Raw genomic sequence first — 24,816 nt, 5'->3', positions numbered from 1 at the left:
GGTAATTTTACAATTTTTTAATTTCTCATATGCTTCATCAGAAATAAAGAAATACACATTGATTTTTTACTTTTGTGATATGAATAAAATCTGGAAACACCAACCCAAATACACTCCAACCCAACATCAAGCACTATTCGATTCACTCTACAGTTTTGCTAAAAACAAGTCATCAGAAAGTGAATCTGCATATTCCATTTTTGCGCAGCTTTTATTGCAACGTGGGATTTCTACTATTGAAGAAGCCATTGAATTCAACAATATTTCTACTTCACGACTTCACGACCCGTTTGCAATGCTCCATATGGATATCGCAGTAGCAAGAATCATCAAAGCGATTCATACTGAAGAAAAAATCATGGTTTATGGGGATTACGATGTAGATGGCACTACTTCCGTTGCTTTAATGATGTCTTTTCTAAGAGATTTCACACCCCATTTGACTTATTACATTCCGGATCGATATAATGAAGGTTATGGAATTTCATTTAAGGGTATAGAAACTGCAGAATCACAAGGTATAAGTCTGATTATTGCTTTAGACTGTGGTATTAAAGCAATTGATCAGGTAGCATTCGCAAATAGTAAAAACATCGATTTCATTATTTGTGACCATCATACTCCTGGTGACGAATCTCCAAATGCATGTGCCATTTTAAATCCTAAACAAAAAGAATGTACTTATCCATATAAAGAGCTTCCCGGTTGTGGAATTGGATTTAAATTATGTCAGGCATTATCTTTAAAACTAAATATAGATGCTGAAAAAGCTTTAAATCTGCTTGATCTTGTTGCGATCAGTATTGCTTGTGATATCGTTCCAATTACCGGGGAAAATAGAATTTTAGCTTCTTTAGGTCTTCAACTAATTAATACTCATCCAAAGCCTAATATTGCTTCAATTTTGGAAAGCAAGAGTAAGCAAATTACCATTTCAGATTTGGTTTTTCAAGCAGGTCCTCGGATCAATGCTGCTGGAAGAATTTCATCTGGGAAGACTGCGGTTGATTTACTACTTGCTAACTCATCTGAGGAAATCTCTTCTTTTTCCAGTCAGATCTCTAATTATAATTCCGAAAGAAAAAAAGAAGATCAACGTACTACTGAAGAAGCTTTACAAATCATTCATGAAGAAGGTTCTACCAACGAAAAAAACACTACTGTTTTATACAATCCAGATTGGCATAAAGGTGTCATAGGTATCGTAGCTTCCAGAGTTATTGAGCATCATTATCGTCCGACTGTGATTATCACAAAGTCCAAAGATGGTGTTTTAAGTGGATCCGTCAGAAGTGTAAAAGGGTTTAATGTTTATAATGCATTAGAACAATGTCAAAATGAAATTTTACAATTTGGCGGGCATCAGTATGCTGCTGGGTTAACCTTAAAAGAATCTCAATTATCAGGATTTAAAAACAAGTTTGAGGAAACCGTAACTCAACAAATGACCGAAAAACAATTCACTCCTGAAATTAATTACGATGTAGAAATTCAGCTTTCAGAAGTATCTCAATTACTAAAGAAATTTATTGATAAGTTAGAACCTTTCGGACCTATGAACATGACTCCTACATTTGTTTCCAAAGGCATATTTGGAACATCTAATTGTAGAGCTGTTGGTCAAGATAAATCACATTTAAAACTGGAACTTACTAACGAAAACAAGGATATCAAAATTCCGGGGATCGCATTTGGGCTAGGACATCTCACAGATCATATACTTACCGGACAATCATTTGACATCGCATTTTCTATTGATATCAATTACTGGAATAACATGGAAACTTTACAACTTATGGTAAAGGATATTAAATTTTAGGATACGAAATCGCAACAACACTTTCTTCCGTATCGAAATCTAAATAATCATTTTCATCATCACCATATAACCTTACCTTAAAGGTTAACGTCACTCTTTTAGTAGGATTTCCATCAGGATCATTTAAATTATAATCTTCAACTCCTACGATATCAAATACACTCTCATTGGGTTGATCAAATCGATCACTTGAATACAATTTACCGGAAGCATTTCGCCAACGCACAGTGACTTCAAGATAATCTCTCACATCCTCCATAGTCACAGTTTCTTTGATCATGTCATAATTGGCAACACAACCCACCAGATGCGTATCAATAACAATATTCTTACACTTATAGGTGACACAACCTGTAAGTACATCAGTCGATTGCACACAAGCTTTAAAAATCGAATCTCCGGGAATAGGGTTTCCGGAACCTAGAGGTAGATAACCATTACCTAAATCCCATAACTCTGTTCTATTTTGCTTTGGTGCTGCATTCCAATTTAACGTCACTCCAACCTTTGAAGGATAAAAGTCAACTAAACAGTCTTTTCTAAAATGAACCGGATACGAAATAGAATTCGAACATCCAGCACCGGATTGAACCGTTAAAACCGGTTCTACCAAAGAATCTGATTCATTTAGATAATAATGTACCGGGTTTACATCCGTACTGGAATTCCCATCTCCAAAATCCCAATGGTGGGAAATACCAAGCGGAGTTGCTTTTGAAAAAAATGTTGCTTTATAACTTTTAAATAAATGTGTTGCAGGACCTCTATATCCGTAGGATTCGACTTTAATATTCTCATCAATACTTAGATGACCGCCATTACTTCCGCCATCTTTTTCTCTAATCAATATCTCAAATGACTCTGGACAAACTTGGGAATTAACACAGCTAAACTTGCCTAATTTTCCAACAAATGATCTGATTCCTATGGTATCATCAAAATAAGTCGGGCGCATGTAATAACCGTCATCCCCAGCTTTCAATTCTACTTTTTCCCCTCCTATAGTCGCATCAATATAAAACAAGGGTACACCGCTCTCTTCCGGTGGGCCTGGTTTTTTACATGCCGCGAAAAAGAGTAGCACTCCTAGAATATATAAAGCGCTTCTTCTCATCAAGTAAAATTTTACTTAACAAATATACGTTTTAGAGCCCGAAATGTTGTTTTACCGTATTAAAAATGGAACGGTGAATAGGTTAGATATACTCTAAATTGAACGTTATTGTCAAATGATTTAGTTCCGAAATATTGATCATCTGTAATATCAAGTAAACCATAGTTTAATCTAAGTCCCATGTTTAATCTTGAATTAAAGTTATATTCATATCCAGCAACTAATGCAATATCATATGGTTTGAAACCATCAGCATATCCCCATTTCTTAGCATCCTCATATCTAGGATCTTCCGTCAATGAAGTATATGTTGTCGATTCTTTATTCAAACCTCCAAGTAAGTATGAGAAACTTCCACCAGCCATGATATTATGATTTCTGAATCCATAATTCACCATAACTGGTAACTCAATGTACATTAATCTTTGGGCAGTAACTGTTGTTTGCTCAGTACGACTTCCAAAATCATATGATTTCACATCAAATGTTTTCACAGTATTCACTTGATTTCTTGAAGCATACAGCAGATTGGATTTTAAACTAAATCCGCCATTTAAATATCGCTCATACGATACTCCAAAGAACTCACTACCTGATATTCCATTAGACGTTCCAGTCAAGCTTTCATTAACTGACACCCCACCTATGATTCCAATGGCGTTTCTATCTGCCACAGGAAGTTTACCATTACTAACATCCACAAATAATGTTTGATCTTCCTCCTCCTGAACCAGAGACATCGTTGATAATTCTCCTATTCCAGATATTTTAGTGAATGCATTGCCAGAAAAAGCAATCTTTTCTTCGCTTAATCTCACATCATTCTCAGCACTTGTTGCACTGAAATTCGTAAGATTTCTATTACTTCTTTTATTTGTTTTAGTTTTACTTCTATTTGATACAGAATTTCCAGCACGCTCCGTATTTCTATGAGAATTCGAAGCAACTACATTCTGACCATTTACTTCTGATTCTCCAAACAAAGCATCGTTTTGCGTCAATTCATCTTCTTGAGTTAAAGATTCTTCACGACCATTTTCAGATCTCGAACTCAAATCCCCTTCGCTTGCAATACTTGCCGAATGCTCTTTTCCAGGTACATTCACAATAGAATCCAAAATTGTTGGAGTATTCTCGTTTACTTCAACAATATTCTCAGCCAGAACATCATCTCCAGACGTATTCCAACTCCATACAAAAACTGATGCGCTTACAACAAATAAGAACCCCACAACCATAGCTGCAGTGCTCTTAGTAAAATACCCACCTTTCGTCTCAGGTGGAAGCATTTCCTCCATCTTTCGCCAAGAATCCATGTTAAAATTAACATCTCTTCCCGAAAGCCCATCTTTAAATAACTTATCTAAACTTTCGTCATTCATGCGGTCGTGTAATATTTTGTTTTAGATTTTGCTTCTTCAAGCATTCCTCTAAGTATTTTTCTTGCGTTTGAAACATGCCATTTGGATGTCCCAACACTAATATCCATTTGCTCAGCTATCTCTTTATGACTATATCCATCGATCACGTGCATATTAAACACTTTCTGTGAAACCGGTGGCAAACTCTGAATCATTAACTCCAACTCCTCAGCATCAAAAGACATATCTGCCTCATTTAAAGAAACAGATTTTGATTCATGAACACCATTAAAGTCAGTATACTCAATAGCCGCTTTTGCTTTTTTATTCTTTCTAAATTCGTCTATTATTGTGTTAATCATGATCCTTCTTATCCACGCTTCAAATGGAATATCTTCATGATATTTATCCAATTTTGTTACGATTTTAAGAAAGCCCATGTTTAATAACTCCTCTGCATCTGCACTGTTCCTTTGGTAACGCAAACAAATCCCCATTAAAACACCGTAACACTTGCGATACAACTCAAACTGAGCTCTTCTCACATTGTTCTGGCAATCTACTAATAAGGACTTATCTACCAACATTTAAATTAAACTATACAAATAACATAACCGTATTAACAATAATACACTCAATTAAACGCATATAGAAACCAAAAGGTTGGTGTAAATCCAAAGATTCGTTAAATTTTGATAAATATAGTGAAAGAGGCCCTACCCTCCAAAGGCATTTAAAAAATCGTGATTCCTTGCTGTGAAAGCAATTGACGCTTGATTTCCCCCAGGTTTTGCAACTCCATCAATACATCTAAAATATCTCCATTTTTTTCTTGTATTTCTTTTAGTTCCAATCTTTTTTGATGGATAATTACATTAATCTTCCGTGCTTTAAATGCATATAATGCATCCGTAACTGCCCTGAAGATTTTACTTTCTTCAGTTTGCACTTCAATATTTTGACTTTGCCAATTATGTAGTACATATTTTTCGGATACTAAGTCCGAAACCAATTCTCTTACGGCCACATCTTCCAATGAGGTTAAATGTAATATAGGGTCTTTGTTTTCGTCATTACTTAATTGCGCTAAATATGTATCAAAAATATTTTGGAGCACAACGTCTTCAAAGGTCAATTCATCAGCTTGTATTTCTTCTGCCACAAAATCAGCCAACTTCATCTTAATGATAATATCATTATCCTCCTCATCTATAGAATCCACATCAATCTCCACTCGTCCATAATTGAGCATCAATCTCACAATATCCTTCTCCTGATGATAGGTCGTACTTTCAACTTTCTCCTCCTTTTTAAAAGTCGGGTCAAAAAACTCTGGTGGTGGCTCATCAAATTGAGGCTCATTTTTTACCGCTTCTTTTCTTATCTGATCTTTATGCTTTTTAACCCGAATTTTATTTAATTCAGAAATCAAAGCTTTTTCTGGCACATCAAGTAAAGAACTACATTCTTTGGTGTATACTGATCTGGTAATACTATCAGGTATCATTGAAATTGACTCAATGATATTTCGTATGAGCCCTGCTTTTTTTAAAGGGTCTCCAGCCGTTTCATCACTTAACAACTGTGTTTTAAAAAGAATGAAATCTCTGACATTTGAATCAAAGTACGTCTGGATTTCGTCTAATTTTCTTGCCTTGGCAAAAGAGTCAGGATCCTCACCTTCCGGTAGTAATGCAGCTTTAACATTTAACCCTTCAGCCAAAATAATATCAATTCCTCTAAAGGACGCCTTTATTCCTGCAGGGTCTGCATCATATAAGATCGTAATATTCTTTGTATAACGCCCAATCAAACGTACTTGTTCACTGGTTAATGCAGTTCCCGAAGAAGCTACTACATTCTTTACTCCAGCCTGATGCATGGATATAACATCCGTATATCCTTCAACCAAAAAACAAACATCTTCTTTAACCATGTATTTCTTGGCCTGATATATCCCATAAACTATTTTACTCTTATGGTAAATATCACACTCAGGTGAGTTTAAGTATTTTGGGATTTTTTTATCTGTCTTTAAAGTCCTACCTCCAAAACCTAAAGTCCTACCGGAAAGGTTTTGGATAGGAAAAAGCACACGTCCTTTGAATCCATCATAAAGACCTTTCCCTTTATCCTTAAGTAATCCTAATTCTAATAAATAGTCAGAATTAAACCCTTGCTCTTTTGATGCTTTAACCATTGCATCAAATTGATCTATAGCATACCCTAACTGAAAAGTTTCTATGGTCTCTTTGGTAAATCCACGTTCCGTAAAATAGCTTAACCCGATGGCCTTTCCTTCATCGGTTTCATGCAAATTATTTTGGAAATACTTCTGAGCCCAGTCAGAAACAATATACAGGCTTTCTCTGTGACTTTTAGCTTCTTCCTGTTCCGGAGAAGATTCCGTCTCTTCAATCTCGATATTATATTTTTCAGCTAAATATCGAAGCGCCTCCGGATAAGACATTTGTTCATGCTCCATCAGGAAGGTAACCACACTCCCCCCTTTACCAGAACTAAAATCTTTAAATATTTGCTTCGAAGGAGAAACCATAAACGAAGGGGTACGTTCTTCTGCAAACGGACTCAACCCTTTGTAACTAGCTCCAGATCGTTTTAGATTGACGAATTCGCCAATCACTTCTTCAATCCTGGCTGCTTCAAAAATCCTATCTATGGTTTCTTTCTTTATCACAAGCTCAAAAATACAATTGAATTGTTGTATTCCTTATTTCAAATCACAATTGATATATAATTCAATCGCTAAATTTTAACTATTTTGTCAACCTGTTTAGAAAACAATATTTTTGGCTATTTTTAATCCCAATATCAGTTTTAAAGTTTTCTCACAAGAAGATTTTGCCTTAATATTGTTCCGTAAACAAAACACACTTACTAAAATTTACACTAACCACTTTACGGTTTAGGATTATTTGAAAAAATAATTTTAGTCTTAACTGCAAAAAAATGTAGTACATGCACTACCGTAAACAAACTGGTTGGTCTCGCACCAACAAACGAAACACGTAGAGTGGTGGTAGTGCAGTAGTTACAAAATAACTACTCATATAAAAGGTTCGCTGGGGAGCGAACCTTTTTTTATTTCTAATACTCTTTTTCTGTTTTTACTCCTTGATCATCCCAAAATGTCCAGGTACCTACCGGTTTCCCATTTTTGATTTCTCCCTGATATCTTAATTTCCCATTTGGATACCAAACTTTCTTCTCTCCATTTTCTACCCCATTCTCATAAACTCCGATACTCCATTCGGTACCATCCATATAATAGGACTTCCAAACACCTTGTCTTTGGTATTTCTCATTATAATCACCCTTTATTTTGATCTGTCCTTCTTCATATAATTCTTCCAATCCCACAATCACCTTTTTCCCATTTTCTGAAGAATACAATTCTACCACTTTGGGCTTCCCATTTTTATGGAATTCTAAAACTTTTCGTGAGACATTTTTTGGAACTACAACCGCACTTTCTTTCTTTTTTTCGGTGCAGCTTCCTACCAAAAGTAGAATAATTATCAAGGCAAGATTCCCTGAATTATACTGAAGAAACTTTCTTAACCTGAGGTAATAGTTTTTCGAAAATATTCTGTATTCCATATTGTAATGTTTGATTTGAAGAAGGACACCCATTACAGGCTCCACTTAATTTCACTTTTAATTCACCATCTTCAAATGATTCAAAACTAATTGCTCCTCCATCATTTTCAACAGCCGGACTCACATACTCTCTCAAAATATGCTTAATCTTCTTATCAATATCACGTACTTCCCCTGGCTTAGGTAAGGGTGTAAATTCCGCTTCTTTTTCCACTACTTTTTCCTCAACCTCTACCACTACATTTTCATCCATTATTGGTTGACCCGCTTGCAAATAATTTGTAAGATATTCTCTGACCTCCATCACAACATCATCCCACTCCAGACTCGGAACAATTGTTATGGTTACAAAATTAAAAGAGATCATTACTGATTGTACAAAAGGAAATGTAAACAACACCTTTGCCAACGGTGAGTTTGTCGCATCATTTGCCGATTCATATTCAAACACACCATCCTCCAACAAAGGCATATTCGCAACAAACTTCATTGCTTTTGGATTTGGTGTCATCTCTGCATATATCGATATTGGTGTTTTCATGTTCTAATTTTAAGCCGCAAAATTAGCTTATTTATCCATGTTACTTTTAGTGATTCCTTATTTGAGATATTAATTCATTCATAATTAAGTATAATATACCTTTGCCTTCCTTTAAAAAAACGAAGCATGGCACTTATCAAGACGGTACGAAACAAAACCCCTCAATTTGGAAAAAATGTTTATCTCTCTGAAAACGCAACAATAATTGGTGATGTTAAAACAGGTGATGATTGTAGCATTTGGTTTAATGCCGTCATTCGAGGGGATGTCAACTCCATCGAAATAGGTAATAAGGTTAATATTCAAGATGGAGCTGTTCTACATTGCACTTATCAAAAATCACCTACCGTTCTTGAAGACAATGTTTCAGTGGGGCACAATACGTTAATTCATGGTTGCCATATCAAATCAAATGTATTAGTGGGAATGGGCGCAATTGTGATGGACGATGTTGTTATCGAAAGCAATGTAATTATAGCTGCTGGAGCGGTTGTATTGCAAGGAACTCATATCCCTTCTGGAACAGTATGGGCAGGGGTTCCTGCTAAAAAAGTTAAAGACCTAAGTGAAGCGCTTTTGCAAGGAGAAATTGAACGAATTGCAAATAACTATCTGTTCTATTCCGACTGGTATAAAGAAGAGAAACAAATCTCCGGATTGTCATCATAACCCAGTTCTGATGTTATGGTTTTCAAAATAGGAATCTCTCCGGTGGTATATAATTGATGCTTTCCTAAACTTTCTACTTCACTAATTAAGTTTTGTTCACGTAATACCTTTTCGGTTTGTTTAGCGACCGCCTCACCTGAGTCGATGATCTTTATGCCATCTCCCAAAATTCTTTTTATGCTTGGAATTAACAAAGGGTAATGAGTACATCCCAAAACCAAATAATCCATTGGTTTTTCATTTAACACATCTAAATGCCTTCTTAAAATAACGTCTAAATAATCCGTATTTAAATACCCTCTTTCAATCGCATCAACTAGTCCCTCTCCAACTTGTGTATACACATTAACATCTGATGTGAACCTATCTTTTGTCCTGTGGAAATGTTCGCTTTCCAATGTTCCATGAGTGGCTAAGACCCCTATTGTTCTTGTTTTAGACAACTGGGCTGCTGGCTTAATGGCTGGTTCAATCCCAATAAACGGAATATCAAACCTATTACGTAACACATCAATGGATTGCGTTGTTGCTGTATTACATGCGACAACAATTAATTTTGCACCTAAATCAATAAGTTTTTCGGCATTGGAAATACTTAAATCCTGTATCTCTTTTTGAGACTTAGTCCCATACGGGGCATTTCTGCTATCCGCAATATAAATGGTGTTTTCGTAAGGTAAAATCTTCACCACCTCATTCCAGATGGTTAAACCTCCAACACCACTATCAAAAAAACCTATTGCTTGTTTATTAGACATAAAAAAAGCATCCAAAAGGATGCTTAGTTTTTTATTGAATTCCTAAATGCTTTTTGACCAAGGCCATTATATCGTCTCCTTCAGGGTAAACAATTACTGAGCCAACACTTGTATCAAACACATAAGTATACCCATTAGCTTTAGCTACAGCATCAATAGCATCCTGCGCTTTTTTAATTACCGGCTCAATTAAGCTTTGCTCTTTAGCTGAAAGATCTTGTTGCGCATTTTGTTGGAACTCAGTAATTCTACGTTCCAAATCAGCGATTTCTTTTGCCTTAGAATCTTTTATTAATGCAGACCAAGTTGCCTCATTGGTTTGATATTCTGTCATTTTAGACTGATATTCTGTGGCCATCGCCTGCATTTGTGTTTCCAATTGTTTAGCATAAGCTTCCAACTCCGTACGAATCGTTTGGCTTTCCGGCATTAAACTCATCAATTCTTGCGAGTTAATATGTCCAAATTTATTAGTGGACTGCGCAAATGAAACGCTTACAACACTTAAAACAATTGCTACGGCTAATAAAATCTTTCTCATTATTCTAGTTATTTGTTATCTCTTTTAAACCTAAGGGCTGCAATATTATTTATCGCCAGCCGAATATCCTAATTTTTTGAGTATCACATCACTTTTATCATACTTGGGATCTGCAAATAGTATATTCGTATTTGTCCCTTTATCAAAAATCAATGCGTAACTCCTTTCTTTTGCTAATTCCTTAATGGCATTAAAAATATCATCTTGCAAAGGCTGAATTAATTCCTGACGCTTTTTAAACAACTCTCCATTCACGCCAAACTTTGCCCTCTGATAATCTCTAATTTCCTGTTCCTTATCTTTTATCTCTTGTTCTCTTTGCTTTTTTAATTCATCTGTCAATAAAATCTTTTCTGCCTCATAAGCTCTTCGCATTCTATCCAATTCAGCCATTTTAGCTTCAATGGTTTCCTGCCACCTTTTACTCATAGCATCTATCTCTAACTGTGCTTCTTTGTACTCATCCATATTCTCAAGAATATATTTTGAGTCAACATAAGCATAACGCTGAGCAAACAAAGAAGGTGCCGCAAATAGCATTACGATAATTAGGAAGTTTTTTAACATAATCTTAAATTTTAAAGTTCTCCAAGATTCGCACCGATGGAAAAGTGAACTTGAGATCGTTGCATATTCGCTCTTCCAGGAACATCATCTAAACGATATCCCCAGTCAAGCCCTAACAGACCAAACATAGGTAAAAACACTTTAACTCCGACACCAGCGGATCTATAATTATTAAAAGGGTTAAACGTTTCTAGATTATTAAAAGTATTTCCCATTTCAGCAAAAACTAACCCGTAAACCATAGCACTCGGATTCGTAGAAAAAGGGTATCTCACTTCAGCAGTATACTTGGTTACAAATGGCGCCCCCGTTGTTGGAGACAACGATAAATCATCATATCCACGTAGCGCAATTACCTCTCTGGCGTCCAACTGGAAACCTGACAATCCTGATCCTCCTAAATAAAACCTTTCAAATGGCGCTGTTCCTACTTCCGGGGTGTATGTAAATAAACCTCCAAATCCAACTTTAGCATAGATTACAAACTTATCTACGAAATTATTATACCAGGCCGCTGTAAACTTCCATTTGTTGTATTCTACAAATTTGAATTTTTCCTCCGTACTTAAGTTTGCATAATCCTTATTGTTAAACCACGAATATGGTGGGGTAAACTGTCCTGATAATGTAATCTTAGATCCAGATTTTGGGAAATTCAAATCGTCCAATGAGCTTCGTGTTAAAACTCCTCTATAAAAAATATTGTTTGCATATCCCTTAGAAAACCCCTGAAACGCTGGCCAATTATTCACATCATAATACTGGTATGAAATCGCTTGATAATATTGAAAATGATCATCAGGCCATTTTAATCTTTTTCCTAACCCAATCGTAATTCCATAGGTCCCCATAGATCTGTATAATGGGTTATCCACAACTGCCCCGGTTTCACTATCGATTGCTGTTCGAGAACCTTGCGCCTGATGTGTGTAATAAGTTGAAAATGTAAATGAATTTGGCTTCTTACCTCCTAACCATGGTTCTGTAAAAGAAAAGTTAATGGAGTTATAAATCGGCCCACTTGTTTGCCCTCTTAAACTCAACCTTTGCCCATCTCCTGAAGGTAACGGTGTCCATGCTTTTTTATTAAAGAAATTCTTTGTAGAAAAATTATTAAAAGTCAGCCCTAATGTACCAATTAAAGAAAAACCACCGTAACCACCAGATAGCTCGATTTGATCTGAGGGTTTTTCTCCTACGACATATTCAATATCAACCGTTCCATCTACCGGGTTAGGCTTTGGAATCACATTCATCTTTTCCGGATCCAGAAACCCTAAAATAGATAGTTCACGCTGTGTTCTCATGATGTCAGAACGACTAAATAAATCTCCGGGTTTTGTTCTGATTTCTCTACGAATTACATGCTCACTGGTCTTTGTGTTTCCAGTAATAAATATTTTATTAATTCTTGCCTGTGCACCTTCATAGATTTTTATTTCAATGTCAATTGAATCATCTACCACACTTATTTCAGTCGGAGTCACCTGGAAGAATAAATATCCATCATCCATATATTGTGAACTCACATCCAATCCTGATGGATTCATAAACAACCTTTGCTCCAATAATGCGGTGTTGTATATGTCACCCTTCTTTATCCCCAGAATCTTTGTAAGTTGTTCTGACGTATATTTTTCATTCCCTAACCACTTAATATCTCTAAAGAAATATTGATTCCCTTCTTCTATATATACATCAATTTGTAAATCTTCATCACCAAGTGACGTAATTGTATCCGTAACAACCTTAATATCTCTATAACCTGCTTCCTTATATTTTTGAATTAACAACAGCTTGTCACTATCGTATTGCGATCTTATAAACTTAGATTTCTTGAATACTCTTGGCTTAATTTTATTCGAAAAGTGTCCGACCAACATCGGCATAATGGTATCACTTTTCTGTTTCCAAACTGCTTTTGCCAAATCCCCAAGTAAAACATCAAAATCTTCAAGAGGACGCAATCTATTTTTTTCTTTCGTTTCTTTAAATGAACGTTCCAATTTCACATCCGAAAACTGCGTATTTCCATGAAATACAATGTCCTCAATTTTCACCTTACTATTCTTTTCCACGTTGATAATCATCATCTGATGATTCGGGAATAAAGTATCGTTCTTTTGGACTATATCTACTTTAGCATGATAAAAACCTTTATCTACGTAAAACCTTCTAATCTTAGCCTTAGTAGATACAATTAGATTATTAGTAACAATTCTTTCTCTATATAAGTTAATATCCTCACGAATATCATCCGCTTCACCTTTTGAAACGCCATTCAGTTTGAACCGTGAAAGTCTCGGTTGCTCAGTGATCGCGAACTCCAAATAGATTTTATTCCCAACTACACGTTGAACAGAAATAGAAATATCTGAGAAAAGTCCTTGCTTCCATAAATTTTTGATTGCACCAGAAACCTTATCTCCCGGAATATTAATTTCGGAACCTACAGTCAAACCCGTTAATAGCACCAATGCATTAGGATCTAATACTTTTGTTCCGGTAATAGCGATACCTCCTAACACGTATTTTTTAGGGGTCGAGTAATCAATTTCAATACTGGAATTATTTGCATTGCTGATTTGCCCCTTAAGAATATAAGGTGAAACCCATAAGATAAGAAAAAACAAACTACCTAATAAACTATATCTGTTCACTCGTTTTCCCAAATCTACGTTCTCTTTTTTGATATACTTCAATCGCTTTGTTTAAATCCTCTTTCCTAAAATCCGGCCAATACTTTTGGACAAATAATAATTCAGAATATGCAATCTGCCAAAGTAAGAAATTACTAATTCTGGTTTCACCACTTGTTCGTATTAACAAATCGGGATCTGGTATAGAATCGGTGGCAAGATATTGTTCAAATCTATTCTCATCAATATCAGCTACACTTATTTCACCATTTTTAACATCGGTAGCGATTCTTTTCGCAGCTTCTAATATCTCTGCTCTAGCTCCATAACTCAAAGCCAGAATCAATGTCATTCTTTTATTATTCTTGGTGCTTTCCATTGCACCTTTCAACTCCTTCTGCCCCTTTTTAGGTAAAGCGCTAATATCCCCAATAGCCAATAACCTAATATCATTCTCATTTAAGGTAACTAACTCTTTTCTTATCGAGGACACCAACAGCTCCATTAAAGCTGCTACTTCTAGTTTTGGTCTATTCCAATTTTCTGAAGAAAAAGCGTATAAGGTCAAGTAATCCACACCTGCTTCCGCTGCCCCTTCAATAGTTTCTCGAACAGCAGTAAGTGCATTTTTATGACCAAAAATTCTGGCTTTACCTTTTTCCTTAGCCCAACGCCCATTACCATCCATAATTACAGCTATATGTGATGGTACTTCAGATATCTTCTTATGACGTTTTTCTCCCATAAATCAGAATAGATTGCAAATTTGCAATTTTTGGTCGGCAAATATATTCTATTTGCTTGGATTAAAATGGCATGTACCAGGGTTCTTCTTCAAATTGTAAGAGATGGTGATACCCAAATAAGAAAACCAATCATTATTGTATTCATTTCCTCTTTGTGTTCCCCAACTAGAACCATTACCACCTTGCGCTTCTAAAGTTCTATTTGATAAATCACGTGCTGTCTTTGACAGATCATCCGGGTTATTTGGATATCTGGTACTCACATCATCTAAATAGTCGGTGAACGTCAATCTAAATTCACTTGAAACTCCTAATAAAAACCTATCAGATAACCGAAATTTCATTCCAAAACCAAATGGCATGGCCATAACAACTCTGGAATAAGAAACACCTTCAGTTTCAAACGGCTTCAATTCATATAAATTCCCCGCCAACTCAGCTTTTGGATTGTGGTAAAAAATAGAAAGTCCTGCAAAAACATAAGGGGTAAACACGTCTACTTCTTGAAAATAACTCTGCGGTTTATAAGGTTTAAAATCTAAAAAGTTGAATTCTACTGTTGATCCAAACTCCAGAATATTAGATTCAAAACTCAAGTTTCTTTGCTGTTCAAAAGCCATATCAGAATTTTGATCATCTCCGGAAATAGATGCCGATCTAAACAAAAAATTCCAGGCCCACCTTGAATTAAAATTTTGACGATAGTTCAACCCAACAGCCAAATGCGAATTTTTAGTCACACTAGAATACACGTCACCCCAGTAATAAGAGCTACCAACAAATAACCCGACCTCTCCATATTTCTGAGAAAAGGCCGGGCCACTGAATATTGTAATGAAAGTAAATATTAAAACTTTCCTCATACCCGCATGAACGATATGTTCAAATAAATATTGTCTATAATCTTACCCTTGATCTAGCTCTTGACTTAATTCTATATGTCAACGTTAGTAAACCAAACATGTAAGTATCTTTTTTATCATTATGACCTCTAATCCCTCCAGCTTCATGTCTTTCTGGATTATTATATCTTTTATCAGCCATCTCTTTTGATTGCACGCCATATGCAGCCTCTAACGCTGCTCCGTCATAATACGTTCCACTTGCATCATCCAGATAATCAGTTGTCGTAAACCTCATACCAGATTCAAACTGAATTCCCCAATACTTGGTAATGTTATATTTTATACCCACACCTAATGGGAAAACTAAAGCCAATTGATTATAATCCTTTGGAGCACCTGCTAAACCTTGTCCTTCGGTATTCAGAGGAGCCAATTTCACCCAATTACCAGCTTCATCTGTTCCTTGTGGGTTGTAATATGCACCTCCAATACCAGCGAATAAATACAATGCAAAATTAGATGATCCATAACCTCTCACTCCTTTTACTTTATATCTAGAGCCTATTTTTTCTTTTAGAATATAATATTCCAACTGTCCAGACAATTCAAAAATATTAGTTCTAGCATCTAAGTTTCTTAATCTTCGACCAAGATTTTCAGTCGTTTTATCATCCGCATATAACTGACCGTAAACCAAATTTAATTTCACAGCAAAACGATCATGAAATCTGTATTTGAAAAATCCACCAATCGCAAACCTAGAGTTTTGCATTTGGAAGTCACCAAATCGAGAACCCGGACCAGGTCCTCCGCCCAAGTCACTTAGCATATTCGTTGCTCCTACAGAAAAACCAATTTCTTTTTTATAACGATTCCATCGTTGGCCATATGCGTCTTGCATCGAGACCATCGAAGTAAAAACCAAAACTGTAAAAAGGGTGATAAATTGTTTCATAATTCGCTATTTTGAAACAAAACTAAAGCTTAAGATTTCTTCAATATTGTTAATAACTCGCACTTTTCAACAGAAATTTGTTCAAAACCACGATTCAATATTGAAACAAAATCTTGTTGTAGATGTTTAGTCTATTTCAATTTTTATTTGTGTGTTACTTATTCATTTTAAGACAATAGTCAAAAATCATAACTATTTTGTCAATTCGCCCTATTAGAATGCAAAGGTACTGATTTAGTTTCTTTTGTCAAGTCCCCAGTTCAATTTGTGACGAAGTGTCTTAAAAAAGGTTTGATTGGGCATTTGCAATAAGTGAATTTGGTATGGTGCTTTTCTCACTTTAATCTCTACAGAGGTGTCTATTCGTTGCATTCTCGAATCAATACTAACCAAAGACTTATCCGTTCTCCCTTCTATTTTCAAAGTAATTTCTGAACTATCTGAAATTACCATCGGTCTCACATTCAAGTTATGTGGTGCAATTGGAGACACAATAAAGTTATTAGAACCAGGAGCCACAATAGGACCTCCAACACTTAATGAATATGCCGTAGACCCCGTTGGAGTAGAAATAATCAATCCATCCGCCCAGTATGAATTTAAAAACTCTCCATTAACATAAGTGTGAATAATAATCATTGAAGCATTATCATTCTTGTGAATTGTTAACTCATTTAGCGCAAAGTTCTTTTTTCCAAAAAGGTCATTCTCCGTACATACTTCAATCAACGTCCGCTCCTCAATCTCATAATTATTGATCAAAAAATTATCAATTGACTCTTTAATATCCTCTGAACTGACACGGGCCAAAAAGCCCAATCTACCAGTATTAATCCCTAAAATTGGAATCCGAGTATCTCTAAGCATCACAGTAGAATCCAGAAAAGTACCATCTCCCCCAATACTAATAAATAAATCGGGCCTATGGTTTTTATTTCGGGCTGAAGAAAAGGGAACTGCATGAGATAAATCCAGAAGAAACTCTTCTTTTAGTTTTTTCAAATACTTCTTATGAATCTGTATTTCAATACCTTTTTCTTTAAGGTAGTCCAAAAGAAAAATAATATCCTCTTTGTACTTATGATTAAGTTCTTTCCCAAAAATCGCTACAGTTTTCATTATCTATTGCATTAACAACAGTGACAAAGTTGTCCAATTAAATTGACTTTTTAAAATGTAAAAAGAACCCACTTTCATTTTCTCTATTCAATGAGTATTCCAGACGCATTACAAAATCATAAAATGCCGTTACATCTAACCCAACTCCAGATCCAAACAACCATTTATTAGAGAGTGGATTTAAATCTTTATATAACTGATCATCAGCATATCCAATATCAAAATATGCATTCAGATATAAAGCAAAATAAGGCTTATTAAACTTTTCAAAAGGCAACCATTTTAAATGCATATCTTTCCTTTTGAGTAAATTGAACTTTAAATTAGTTTTCATCACACCATATGATTCTGCATCCATAACATAAAGTTCATATCCTCTTACATAATCTTTATATCCCAATCCTTGTTGAATAGAGTATGGTGTATCATCAAACAAGGATACTTTACCGACTACGCTATTCGCAAAATACCATCTTCCTCCTAATGGCACATGCCAAAAAACACCACCTGAACAAGTCAAAACATTTAAACCACTATTATCCAAAAGTCCTAATCCATATTTATTGACATACGCTTCTACCTTATACCCTTTTAACGGATATTCGATATAGTCTCTAGTATCATATTTACCGTAATAACTTAGGGTAAAATATTCTGATTTTTGATCGTTTCCGCTTAAATAGTTAGTGGTTAAATCAGTAATTATCGAATCCACTTCCATCCTGTGATAAGACAATCCAAAACGATGTCGACTGTTCAAACTTTTTCGATAGGTTAAGTTTACTCTTCCAAACAACACCTGCCTACCAGGCCCATCCTCACTTTTATAAAAAACGCGTTTATTATTTTCCGATATATAGTTTACTTCTCGATAACCTGCATACCCCGTAGCCATATATAACTCAAGAGTTTTCTTCTTATTTAAGTTGGGGATATTATATCCAATAGAAAACTGATTTTCAAACCCTACTTTGGTCATTACCTGAAATGTTTCATTCCGACCTCTGAAATTGTACCAGTTCAGAAAAATCCCATAAGTCAGCCTTTGAAAGTCTTTTGTTTCCCACCAGGTATTGAAGTTTCGATCTCCATTTTCCAGAATTGGAAATGGCCAGATATACCAGCGTTCCTCCAAAACAAACTCCACTTGAACATGTACCGAATCGGTCTTTTTAAAAGTGTATTCCACTTTATTAAACAAACTGGTATTAAATAGGTTTTCACGACTTCTAATAAGTCTGGGAGTTAAATCTTTTAAAGCAATAGTATCTCCATTTTTATAGGTCAACTCTCTCTCTAAAACAAAGATTTTGGTTTTCTCATTACCAACAAAATGCGTGCTCCCTATAATTACATACGCAGAATTCTCGGCTTGCGCCAATAGAGCACTATTTATACCTAAACAAAAAAGAAGTAAATAGCCGAACCGAACCATTGAGTTTTACTACAAATTCAAAAGATACATTAAATGATCGTATCTATCTTGAATATGTTTTCTTTCGGACTTTAACTGATAACTTGCAAATACAGTATACCCATATCTATCTAATGCACTCAGAACTCCCTCCACCTCTTGCTTATTAAGCTTGATGGTTAAGACAATCTTATTATTGTCTTCCAAGGTTCTAATATAGGTTCCTAATATTTTTACTCCGGTGCTTTCGACAATTCGAGTGATCTCAGTAAGGTAATAATCATTTGGAGCTAATTCTATTTCAATTACACTCCCTACATCTTGCACAATTGATGCACTTCCAAACACATTCACAATTCGTTCACGTGTGATCAATCCCTTGTATTGATTTTTTTCATCAATAACCGGAATACAACTCAACTTAGAGGTTTGCACTTTCCTAACCACAGATAAAAAATGTTCCGATTCCTGAATAGATACAGAAGGTAACCTCAACTTACTTTGGGCTAATGTTTGACCCCAATCACTCAACTCAAAAATATCTTCTTCATAGACCAGACCAACAAATACTGATCCATTAACTACAGGGTAATGAGACAATTTAAACTCGTCCATAAATCCCATCGCCTTGTCACAAGTGTCTACGGTTTCCAAATAAGGAAGTTCTATATCAGCCACTTCAGATGCAGTCATTATTTTTCTTTGATCTAATTAATAATTCTTTTATAGTTAATCTAACGAAATATCAAGTACATTATTTCCAATAATACTGCCTGAACTTACTTCAACCAATTACTTTTGTATTTCGATTCAAAAATAGAAAAATATGACTCAACTAAGTGTCAATGTCAATAAAGTTGCAACAATCAGAAATGCACGTGGAGGTAATATTCCAAATGTATTACAAGTTGCCTTAGATTGTGAAAAATACGGAGCTCAGGGAATTACAGTTCACCCGCGTCCGGATCAAAGACATATTCGTTTTACAGATGTTGAGGATCTCGCAAATTCTGTTACGACCGAATTTAATATTGAAGGATATCCAAGTTCAGATTTCATTCAAATGGTACTTAAGCATAAACCTGCGCAAGTGACATTAGTACCTGATGGACCAGATGTTCTGACATCAAACGCAGGTTGGAATACGGTCAAACATCATTCTTATCTGAAAACAATCATTGACGAATTTAAAGATGCTGGAATACGTACATCTATCTTTATTGATGCCGACAATGAGATGATTGAACATGCTTCTTTAACCAACACAGATCGTATTGAACTTTACACTGAGGATTACGCTCAAGGGTTTGCGTCAAACAAAGAAGAGGCAATCGCACCATATATTTCTGCTGCTGAAACAGCATTAAAACATAGTCTGGGGATTAATGCTGGACATGATTTAAATCTGGATAATCTTAAATATTTTGCTTCAAACATTCCTAATTTGTTGGAAGTATCTATCGGTCACGCTTTAATTTCTGACGCATTGTATTATGGTTTAGAAAACACCATCGCACTATATTTAAGAGAATTACGATTCTAATTTTTCATTTATGAAACTTCATCATAAGATTCTGGGAGAAGGTGAACCACTTGTTATTCTTCATGGTTTATTTGGTATGCTGGATAACTGGCAAACCTTAGCTAAAAAATGGGCAGAACATTATCAAGTGATATTAGTTGATCTACGAAATCACGGTCACTCTCCCCATGCTCCTGATTTCAATTACCAATTGATGCTGGATGATCTTGAAGAGCTTGCAGATGATTTGTTATTGGACGACATTAATATTATCGGGCATTCTATGGGAGGCAAGCTCAGTATGAAGTTTGCCCAAACTTATCCCGAATTGATCAATAAACTGATAGTGGCGGATATTGGACCTAAAAAATACCCTGTTCACCACCAACAAATCATTAATGGATTAAAATCTGTTCCTATGGACCGGGTTAAATCCAGACAAGAGGTAAAAGAATATTTGAAACCTTATATCCATGAAGAACAAACCATACAGTTCTTTCTCAAAAATCTATACTGGAGAGAAAAAGGCAAACTAGATTGGCGTTTTAATTTGAGTGCTATAGCCGACAACATCAATTACGTAGGTGAAGAACTATTACAAAACGAATTTAATGGCCCCACCTTATTTATCCGTGGTGGAAATTCATCTTATGTATTAGATACTGATATTCCAGAAATTCAGACTGTTTTTCCTAATTCTGAAATGGCTACAATACCAAATGCCGGTCATTGGCTTCATGCTGAGAATCCCCAGATGTTCTTTGACGAAGTTCACAAGTTCTTAATGGATTAATTTATCCTTTAATAATTCTGGCATCCACCGTAAATATCTCATCTCCTGACGCCATTAGTGGGTTTAGATCCATTTCTTCAATATCAGGAGCAGCTTCTACCAAAGCAGATACACGCGTGATTATCTCTGCAAACTTGTCTAAGTTAATCCCCTGTTTACCTCGATAACCTTTTAATATTGGATTGATTTTTAGTCGATCAATCATCGTATGAGCTTCATCTATTCCGACTGGAGACAGACCTGCTCTAATATCTTTAAATACTTCTATGTAGATTCCTCCTAAACCACACATCACAACGTGTCCAAAACTTCCTTCCTTCCGTGCCCCAATAAAAACTTCTATTCCTTCTAACTGTGGTTGAATTAAAACTCCGGTAACATCATCAATCTGCATCATTCTTTCAAACTCACTTCTTACCATCTCTTCGGTGGTAACATTTAAAGTGACTCCACCCACATCAGTTTTATGAATTGGCCCTACAACTTTCATAACTACCGGGCCATTTATTTTACGTGACACCTCTATAGCTGATTCCACCGTGTCAACTACCGTCTCAACTGTTGTCGGAATTCCTGCTTCTTGTAAAATCTTATGGGTATCATCCGGAGACAATAAACCAGTTCCTGAATTTGAAACAATTTTTCTAATTAATTCTCCATTGATTTCTGGCAAATCAATTTCTAAACTCATTGGTTCAGGAGTTGCACTTACTTCGGACAATGCAGAACCCAATTCTACCTCATCAGGGAAATTTACTCTCCCCTTTGATAGAAAATACCCAATCTCTTTTTGTGCATTTACGACAGATGGTAAAACAGGATAAATCGGTTTTTTACTAAATTTCATTTTAACATTCAGAACCTTGTATACATTCTCCACATCAAACAAACCTGCACTACCAAAAACTACCGCCATTCCATCAATTTCATTGAAATTATGTTCACAGTAGTCAATAATAATTCCCAATTGATCCGCAGTTCCGGTAGCTAAAAAATCGATGGGATTAGACACTGATGACCCTGGATACAAATACGTCAATAATTCATCCGCATCGTCTCCTTCAATTGATGGAACGGATAAACCTCCTTTTTCCAATGCATCTGTCAACATTACAGCCGAACCTCCCGCATGAGTAATCACCGCAATGTTCTTACCCAGAAGTTTTTTATAATTAAAGATTCCTGCTACTGTAATTAATTCAGAACGACTACTACAATAGACAATTCCTGCTTTTCTAAACAATGCTCGTGTAATAAAATCGCTTGTAGCCACTGCACCCGTATGTGAGGATGCTGCACGACTTCCTGCCGCAGAATAACCTGATTTAATTGCAGCGATTTTACAACCTTTCTGAATAAGAGAAGAAGCATGTTTTAAAAACTTTCTTGGATTACTAAAGTTTTCAATATATAACAGCTTAATCGCTGAACTCTCTCCTTCAACATAGGTTTCATCCAAATGCTCCAACACCTCTTCTACCCCTGTTTGCGCGCTATTCCCCACAGAAAACACCTGATTAAATCGCAAACCATTTTGCATTCCGGCTTCCATAATAAAAACTGCTGTAGCTCCTGAGCCACTAATCAAATCCACTCCATCGCTTGATAAAGGTGGTACCGGCAAAGTAAACACCCCCTGATAATAGGTATTGATCACTCCAATACAATTGGGACCAATTAGACTTCCTCCTACTTTATTCACTTGATTGGAAATCGCCTCTTCCAGCTCTTTTCCTACTTCATCCGATTCTCCAAATCCAGCGGATATAATGATAAAACCTCTTGTATTCTTTTGTTCAGATAAATGAACTACAGTATCCAAACAAAACTTAGCAGGTATAGCCAGAATGGCCAAATCAACTTCTGGTAAATCCGCTACACTCTTATAACATTTTATTCCCTGAACTTCATGCTCTTTGGGGTTGACCACATATAAATCTCCTGAAAAAGTTCCAGCCAATAAATTGGTTACAATTTTACCTCCGGGCTTAGATTCACTATTCGACCCTCCAATAACAACTATGCTCTTGGGATTGATAATTGCAGAATGTAGCATACGTTAAATTTTAAGCAAATGTAAGTCGTAAATTTCCGTAGAAACATGACATAATTCATCTACTCAAAGGTCAGGGTTAAGAAATATCACATTGAATTACATTCCCATCATATTGTCCGCCATTGCAAACATCTTCTTCTCTTCAAAGAATGGGGCCATTACCTGAATTCCGAATGGCATTCCTGATGCATCTTTCCCTAAAGGCAACGAAATTGCCGGATTTCCAGCTAGATTTGCATGTACTGTGAAAATATCTTCCAGGTACATCGCCACCGGATTATCCGAATTATGTCCCAACTCAAATGCCACATGTGGGGTTGTTGGGGTCATAATAAAATCGCATCGTTCAAAGATTTCTTTTGTTCGATCTTGAATCAAACGTCTTACTTTTTGTGCTTTTGCAAAATACGCATCATAATATCCAGCGCTCAATACAAAAGTTCCCATCATGATTCTTCGCTTTACCTCAGTTCCAAATCCTTCAGTTCTTGATTTCACGTAAGTCGACTGGATGTCCTTTGCACCTTCGCTTCTATAACCATAATGAATACCATCATATCTTGATAGATTGGATGAAGCCTCCGCATTACTCACGACATAATAGGTTGGTACCATTTGATTTAATAGTGGAAAGTCAACTATTTCAATCGCATGACCCTCAGCCTTTAATTTCTCAATGATTTCATTAAATCTAGTTTTGACAGAATCACTTAGTCCTTCACTTTCAATAGCATCTCTTAAAACTGCTATTTTCTTTTGACCTTCAAATTTAAAATCTGCATATGCATCCACTTCATTTTGCGCTGCCGTAGTATCATATTCATCGGGCCCAGCCATGACTTCTAACAACAATGCCGAATCTTCTACAGATTTAGTAAATGGACCAATTTGATCCAAAGAAGAGCCATACGCCACTAAACCCCAACGAGAAATTCTTCCGTATGTCGGTTTTAATCCAACTGTACCTGTGAATGAGGCTGGTTGACGCACAGAACCTCCTGTATCTGAACCCAAAGATGCATGACACAGATTTGCTGCAACCGCAACAGCTGAACCTCCGGAGGAACCTCCGGAAACTTTTGTAGTATCATAAGGATTTAATACTGGTCCGAATGCCGACTTTTCATTGGAAGAGCCCATAGCAAACTCATCGCAATTTAAACGCCCGATAATAATGGCATCTTCTGCAACTAATCGCTCAACCGCTGTTCCCGAAAACAACGATGTGAAACCAGTCAATATTTTTGATGATACAGATAATTTATGATCCTTATAACATAAGTTATCTTTAATCCCAATTACCATTCCGGCTAATTTACCCGCACTTCCTGCTTTTATCTTTTGATCCACTTTTTCAGCCGCTGCCAAAGCAGTTTCATCAAAAGTTTCTAAAAATGCGTTTAAATGTTTCTGCGTGTCAATTTCTTTTAGAAAACTCTTTACTTGATCCACACAGGTGATTTCGCCATTGTTAAGCGCACCACGATAAGACGAATAATTCGTGTAATTGGTCATCATATAAAAAACAGAATCTTATTTTTTCTCTTCTAATTCTTTTGCTGCATCGTCACTTTTTGATGCATCCTTGAATTCTTTGATTCCTTTTCCCATACCTTTCATCAATTCAGGTAGTTTACGCCCACCAAAGAGTAATAGGATAATAACTCCAATAATAATCCACTCATATCCACCTGGCATTCCCATAAGAAAAATTGAATTTGTCATGTTACTTAATT

Annotated in this window: 23 protein-coding genes; 4 read left to right on the top strand and 19 right to left on the bottom strand. The window is 35.8% G+C overall.

Going from position 1 to position 24,816, the window contains the following annotated elements; all coding sequences use genetic code 11:
* The first annotated feature begins 79 nt into the window (after nucleotides 1-79).
* On the top strand, nucleotides 80-1,819 hold the full coding sequence (gene recJ, locus KFE94_10310) for a single-stranded-DNA-specific exonuclease RecJ (GenBank protein ID UTW65073.1): 1,740 nt from the start codon (nucleotides 80-82) through the stop codon (nucleotides 1,817-1,819).
* Here the strand turns inward: recJ and KFE94_10305 are convergent.
* From KFE94_10305 to KFE94_10280, 6 genes are all read right to left on the bottom strand, one after another.
* Nucleotides 1,809-2,933: a PKD domain-containing protein gene (locus KFE94_10305; protein UTW65072.1), complete on the bottom strand. Its 1,125-nt coding sequence runs from the start codon at nucleotides 2,931-2,933 to the stop codon at nucleotides 1,809-1,811. The genes recJ and KFE94_10305 overlap by 11 nt on opposite strands.
* A gap of 59 nt (nucleotides 2,934-2,992) precedes the next feature.
* Nucleotides 2,993-4,315 carry a PorT family protein gene (locus tag KFE94_10300; GenBank protein ID UTW65071.1) on the bottom strand — a complete coding sequence of 441 codons (1,323 nt, stop codon included), beginning with the start codon at nucleotides 4,313-4,315 and terminating at the stop codon, nucleotides 2,993-2,995.
* Nucleotides 4,312-4,881: an RNA polymerase sigma factor gene (locus KFE94_10295; protein UTW65070.1), complete on the bottom strand. Its 570-nt coding sequence runs from the start codon at nucleotides 4,879-4,881 to the stop codon at nucleotides 4,312-4,314. Before KFE94_10295 ends, KFE94_10300 begins: the two co-directional genes overlap by 4 nt.
* Nucleotides 4,882-5,027: 146 nt before the next feature.
* Nucleotides 5,028-6,992 (bottom strand): DNA primase, encoded by a 1,965-nt coding sequence (dnaG, locus tag KFE94_10290; GenBank protein UTW65069.1) that lies wholly within the window; start codon nucleotides 6,990-6,992, stop codon nucleotides 5,028-5,030.
* Nucleotides 6,993-7,402: 410 nt separating this feature from the next.
* Complete coding sequence (locus KFE94_10285) at nucleotides 7,403-7,819, bottom strand: hypothetical protein (GenBank protein ID UTW65068.1); 417 nt, start codon at nucleotides 7,817-7,819, stop codon at nucleotides 7,403-7,405.
* 34 nt (nucleotides 7,820-7,853) lie between these two features.
* Nucleotides 7,854-8,456: a NifU family protein gene (locus tag KFE94_10280; GenBank protein ID UTW65067.1), complete on the bottom strand. Its 603-nt coding sequence runs from the start codon at nucleotides 8,454-8,456 to the stop codon at nucleotides 7,854-7,856.
* Nucleotides 8,457-8,582: 126 nt separating this feature from the next.
* Here KFE94_10280 and KFE94_10275 point away from each other — a divergent pair, with 126 nt between their 5' ends.
* A complete protein-coding gene (locus tag KFE94_10275; protein ID UTW65066.1) occupies nucleotides 8,583-9,125 on the top strand; it encodes a gamma carbonic anhydrase family protein in 543 nt (180 codons plus the stop codon).
* On the opposite strand, the gene murI is transcribed toward KFE94_10275, so the two are convergent.
* From murI to KFE94_10225, 10 genes are all read right to left on the bottom strand, one after another.
* Nucleotides 9,074-9,883: a glutamate racemase gene (murI, locus tag KFE94_10270; GenBank protein UTW65065.1), complete on the bottom strand. Its 810-nt coding sequence runs from the start codon at nucleotides 9,881-9,883 to the stop codon at nucleotides 9,074-9,076. The two genes, KFE94_10275 and murI, sit on opposite strands and share 52 nt — an antisense overlap.
* Before the next feature lie 31 nt (nucleotides 9,884-9,914).
* On the bottom strand, nucleotides 9,915-10,424 hold the full coding sequence (locus KFE94_10265; GenBank protein UTW65064.1) for an OmpH family outer membrane protein: 510 nt from the start codon (nucleotides 10,422-10,424) through the stop codon (nucleotides 9,915-9,917).
* A 45-nt stretch (nucleotides 10,425-10,469) separates the two neighbouring features.
* Nucleotides 10,470-10,991 carry an OmpH family outer membrane protein gene (locus KFE94_10260; GenBank protein ID UTW65063.1) on the bottom strand — a complete coding sequence of 174 codons (522 nt, stop codon included), beginning with the start codon at nucleotides 10,989-10,991 and terminating at the stop codon, nucleotides 10,470-10,472.
* Nucleotides 10,992-11,002: 11 nt separating this feature from the next.
* Nucleotides 11,003-13,693 carry an outer membrane protein assembly factor BamA gene (locus KFE94_10255; protein ID UTW65062.1) on the bottom strand — a complete coding sequence of 897 codons (2,691 nt, stop codon included), beginning with the start codon at nucleotides 13,691-13,693 and terminating at the stop codon, nucleotides 11,003-11,005.
* On the bottom strand, nucleotides 13,638-14,375 hold the full coding sequence (locus tag KFE94_10250) for an isoprenyl transferase (protein ID UTW65061.1): 738 nt from the start codon (nucleotides 14,373-14,375) through the stop codon (nucleotides 13,638-13,640). The genes KFE94_10255 and KFE94_10250 overlap by 56 nt, the downstream gene beginning before the upstream one ends.
* A 48-nt stretch (nucleotides 14,376-14,423) precedes the next feature.
* Entirely contained in the window at nucleotides 14,424-15,239 is an 816-nt protein-coding gene (locus KFE94_10245) for a hypothetical protein (GenBank protein UTW65060.1), read from the bottom strand.
* Nucleotides 15,240-15,273: 34 nt separating this feature from the next.
* Complete coding sequence (locus KFE94_10240) at nucleotides 15,274-16,176, bottom strand: outer membrane beta-barrel protein (GenBank protein ID UTW65059.1); 903 nt, start codon at nucleotides 16,174-16,176, stop codon at nucleotides 15,274-15,276.
* Nucleotides 16,177-16,410: 234 nt separating this feature from the next.
* Entirely contained in the window at nucleotides 16,411-17,295 is an 885-nt protein-coding gene (locus KFE94_10235; GenBank protein UTW65058.1) for an NAD kinase, read from the bottom strand.
* A gap of 37 nt (nucleotides 17,296-17,332) precedes the next feature.
* Nucleotides 17,333-18,676 (bottom strand): hypothetical protein, encoded by a 1,344-nt coding sequence (locus tag KFE94_10230; GenBank protein ID UTW65057.1) that lies wholly within the window; start codon nucleotides 18,674-18,676, stop codon nucleotides 17,333-17,335.
* A gap of 63 nt (nucleotides 18,677-18,739) precedes the next feature.
* On the bottom strand, nucleotides 18,740-19,402 hold the full coding sequence (locus tag KFE94_10225) for a CBS domain-containing protein (GenBank protein ID UTW65056.1): 663 nt from the start codon (nucleotides 19,400-19,402) through the stop codon (nucleotides 18,740-18,742).
* Between the two features lie 133 nt (nucleotides 19,403-19,535).
* Between KFE94_10225 and KFE94_10220 the strand changes: the two genes are divergently transcribed.
* Both KFE94_10220 and KFE94_10215 read left to right on the top strand, forming a co-directional pair.
* Nucleotides 19,536-20,252 (top strand): pyridoxine 5'-phosphate synthase, encoded by a 717-nt coding sequence (locus KFE94_10220; protein UTW65055.1) that lies wholly within the window; start codon nucleotides 19,536-19,538, stop codon nucleotides 20,250-20,252.
* 10 nt (nucleotides 20,253-20,262) lie between these two features.
* Nucleotides 20,263-21,024, top strand: a complete 762-nt coding sequence (locus KFE94_10215) for an alpha/beta fold hydrolase (protein UTW65054.1) — start codon at nucleotides 20,263-20,265, stop codon at nucleotides 21,022-21,024.
* A 1-nt stretch (nucleotide 21,025) separates the two neighbouring features.
* Here the strand turns inward: KFE94_10215 and KFE94_10210 are convergent, their stop codons facing one another.
* The 3 genes from KFE94_10210 to KFE94_10200 form a co-directional block, all read right to left on the bottom strand.
* Complete coding sequence (locus KFE94_10210) at nucleotides 21,026-23,080, bottom strand: acetate--CoA ligase family protein (GenBank protein UTW65053.1); 2,055 nt, start codon at nucleotides 23,078-23,080, stop codon at nucleotides 21,026-21,028.
* A 96-nt stretch (nucleotides 23,081-23,176) separates the two neighbouring features.
* Nucleotides 23,177-24,595, bottom strand: a complete 1,419-nt coding sequence (gene gatA, locus KFE94_10205; protein UTW68255.1) for an Asp-tRNA(Asn)/Glu-tRNA(Gln) amidotransferase subunit GatA — start codon at nucleotides 24,593-24,595, stop codon at nucleotides 23,177-23,179.
* Between the two features lie 18 nt (nucleotides 24,596-24,613).
* Nucleotides 24,614-24,805, bottom strand: coding sequence for a twin-arginine translocase TatA/TatE family subunit (locus tag KFE94_10200; protein UTW65052.1), 192 nt, complete (start codon nucleotides 24,803-24,805; stop codon nucleotides 24,614-24,616).
* Between the last annotated feature and the right edge of the window lie 11 nt (nucleotides 24,806-24,816).

The sequence above is a fragment of the bacterium SCSIO 12643 genome (assembly GCA_024398135.1).
Classification (GTDB): Bacteria; Bacteroidota; Bacteroidia; order Flavobacteriales_G; family Salibacteraceae; genus CAJXZP01.
The sequence above is the reverse complement of the archived record's forward strand: the minus strand, read 5'-3'. Positions and strand labels throughout refer to the sequence as shown.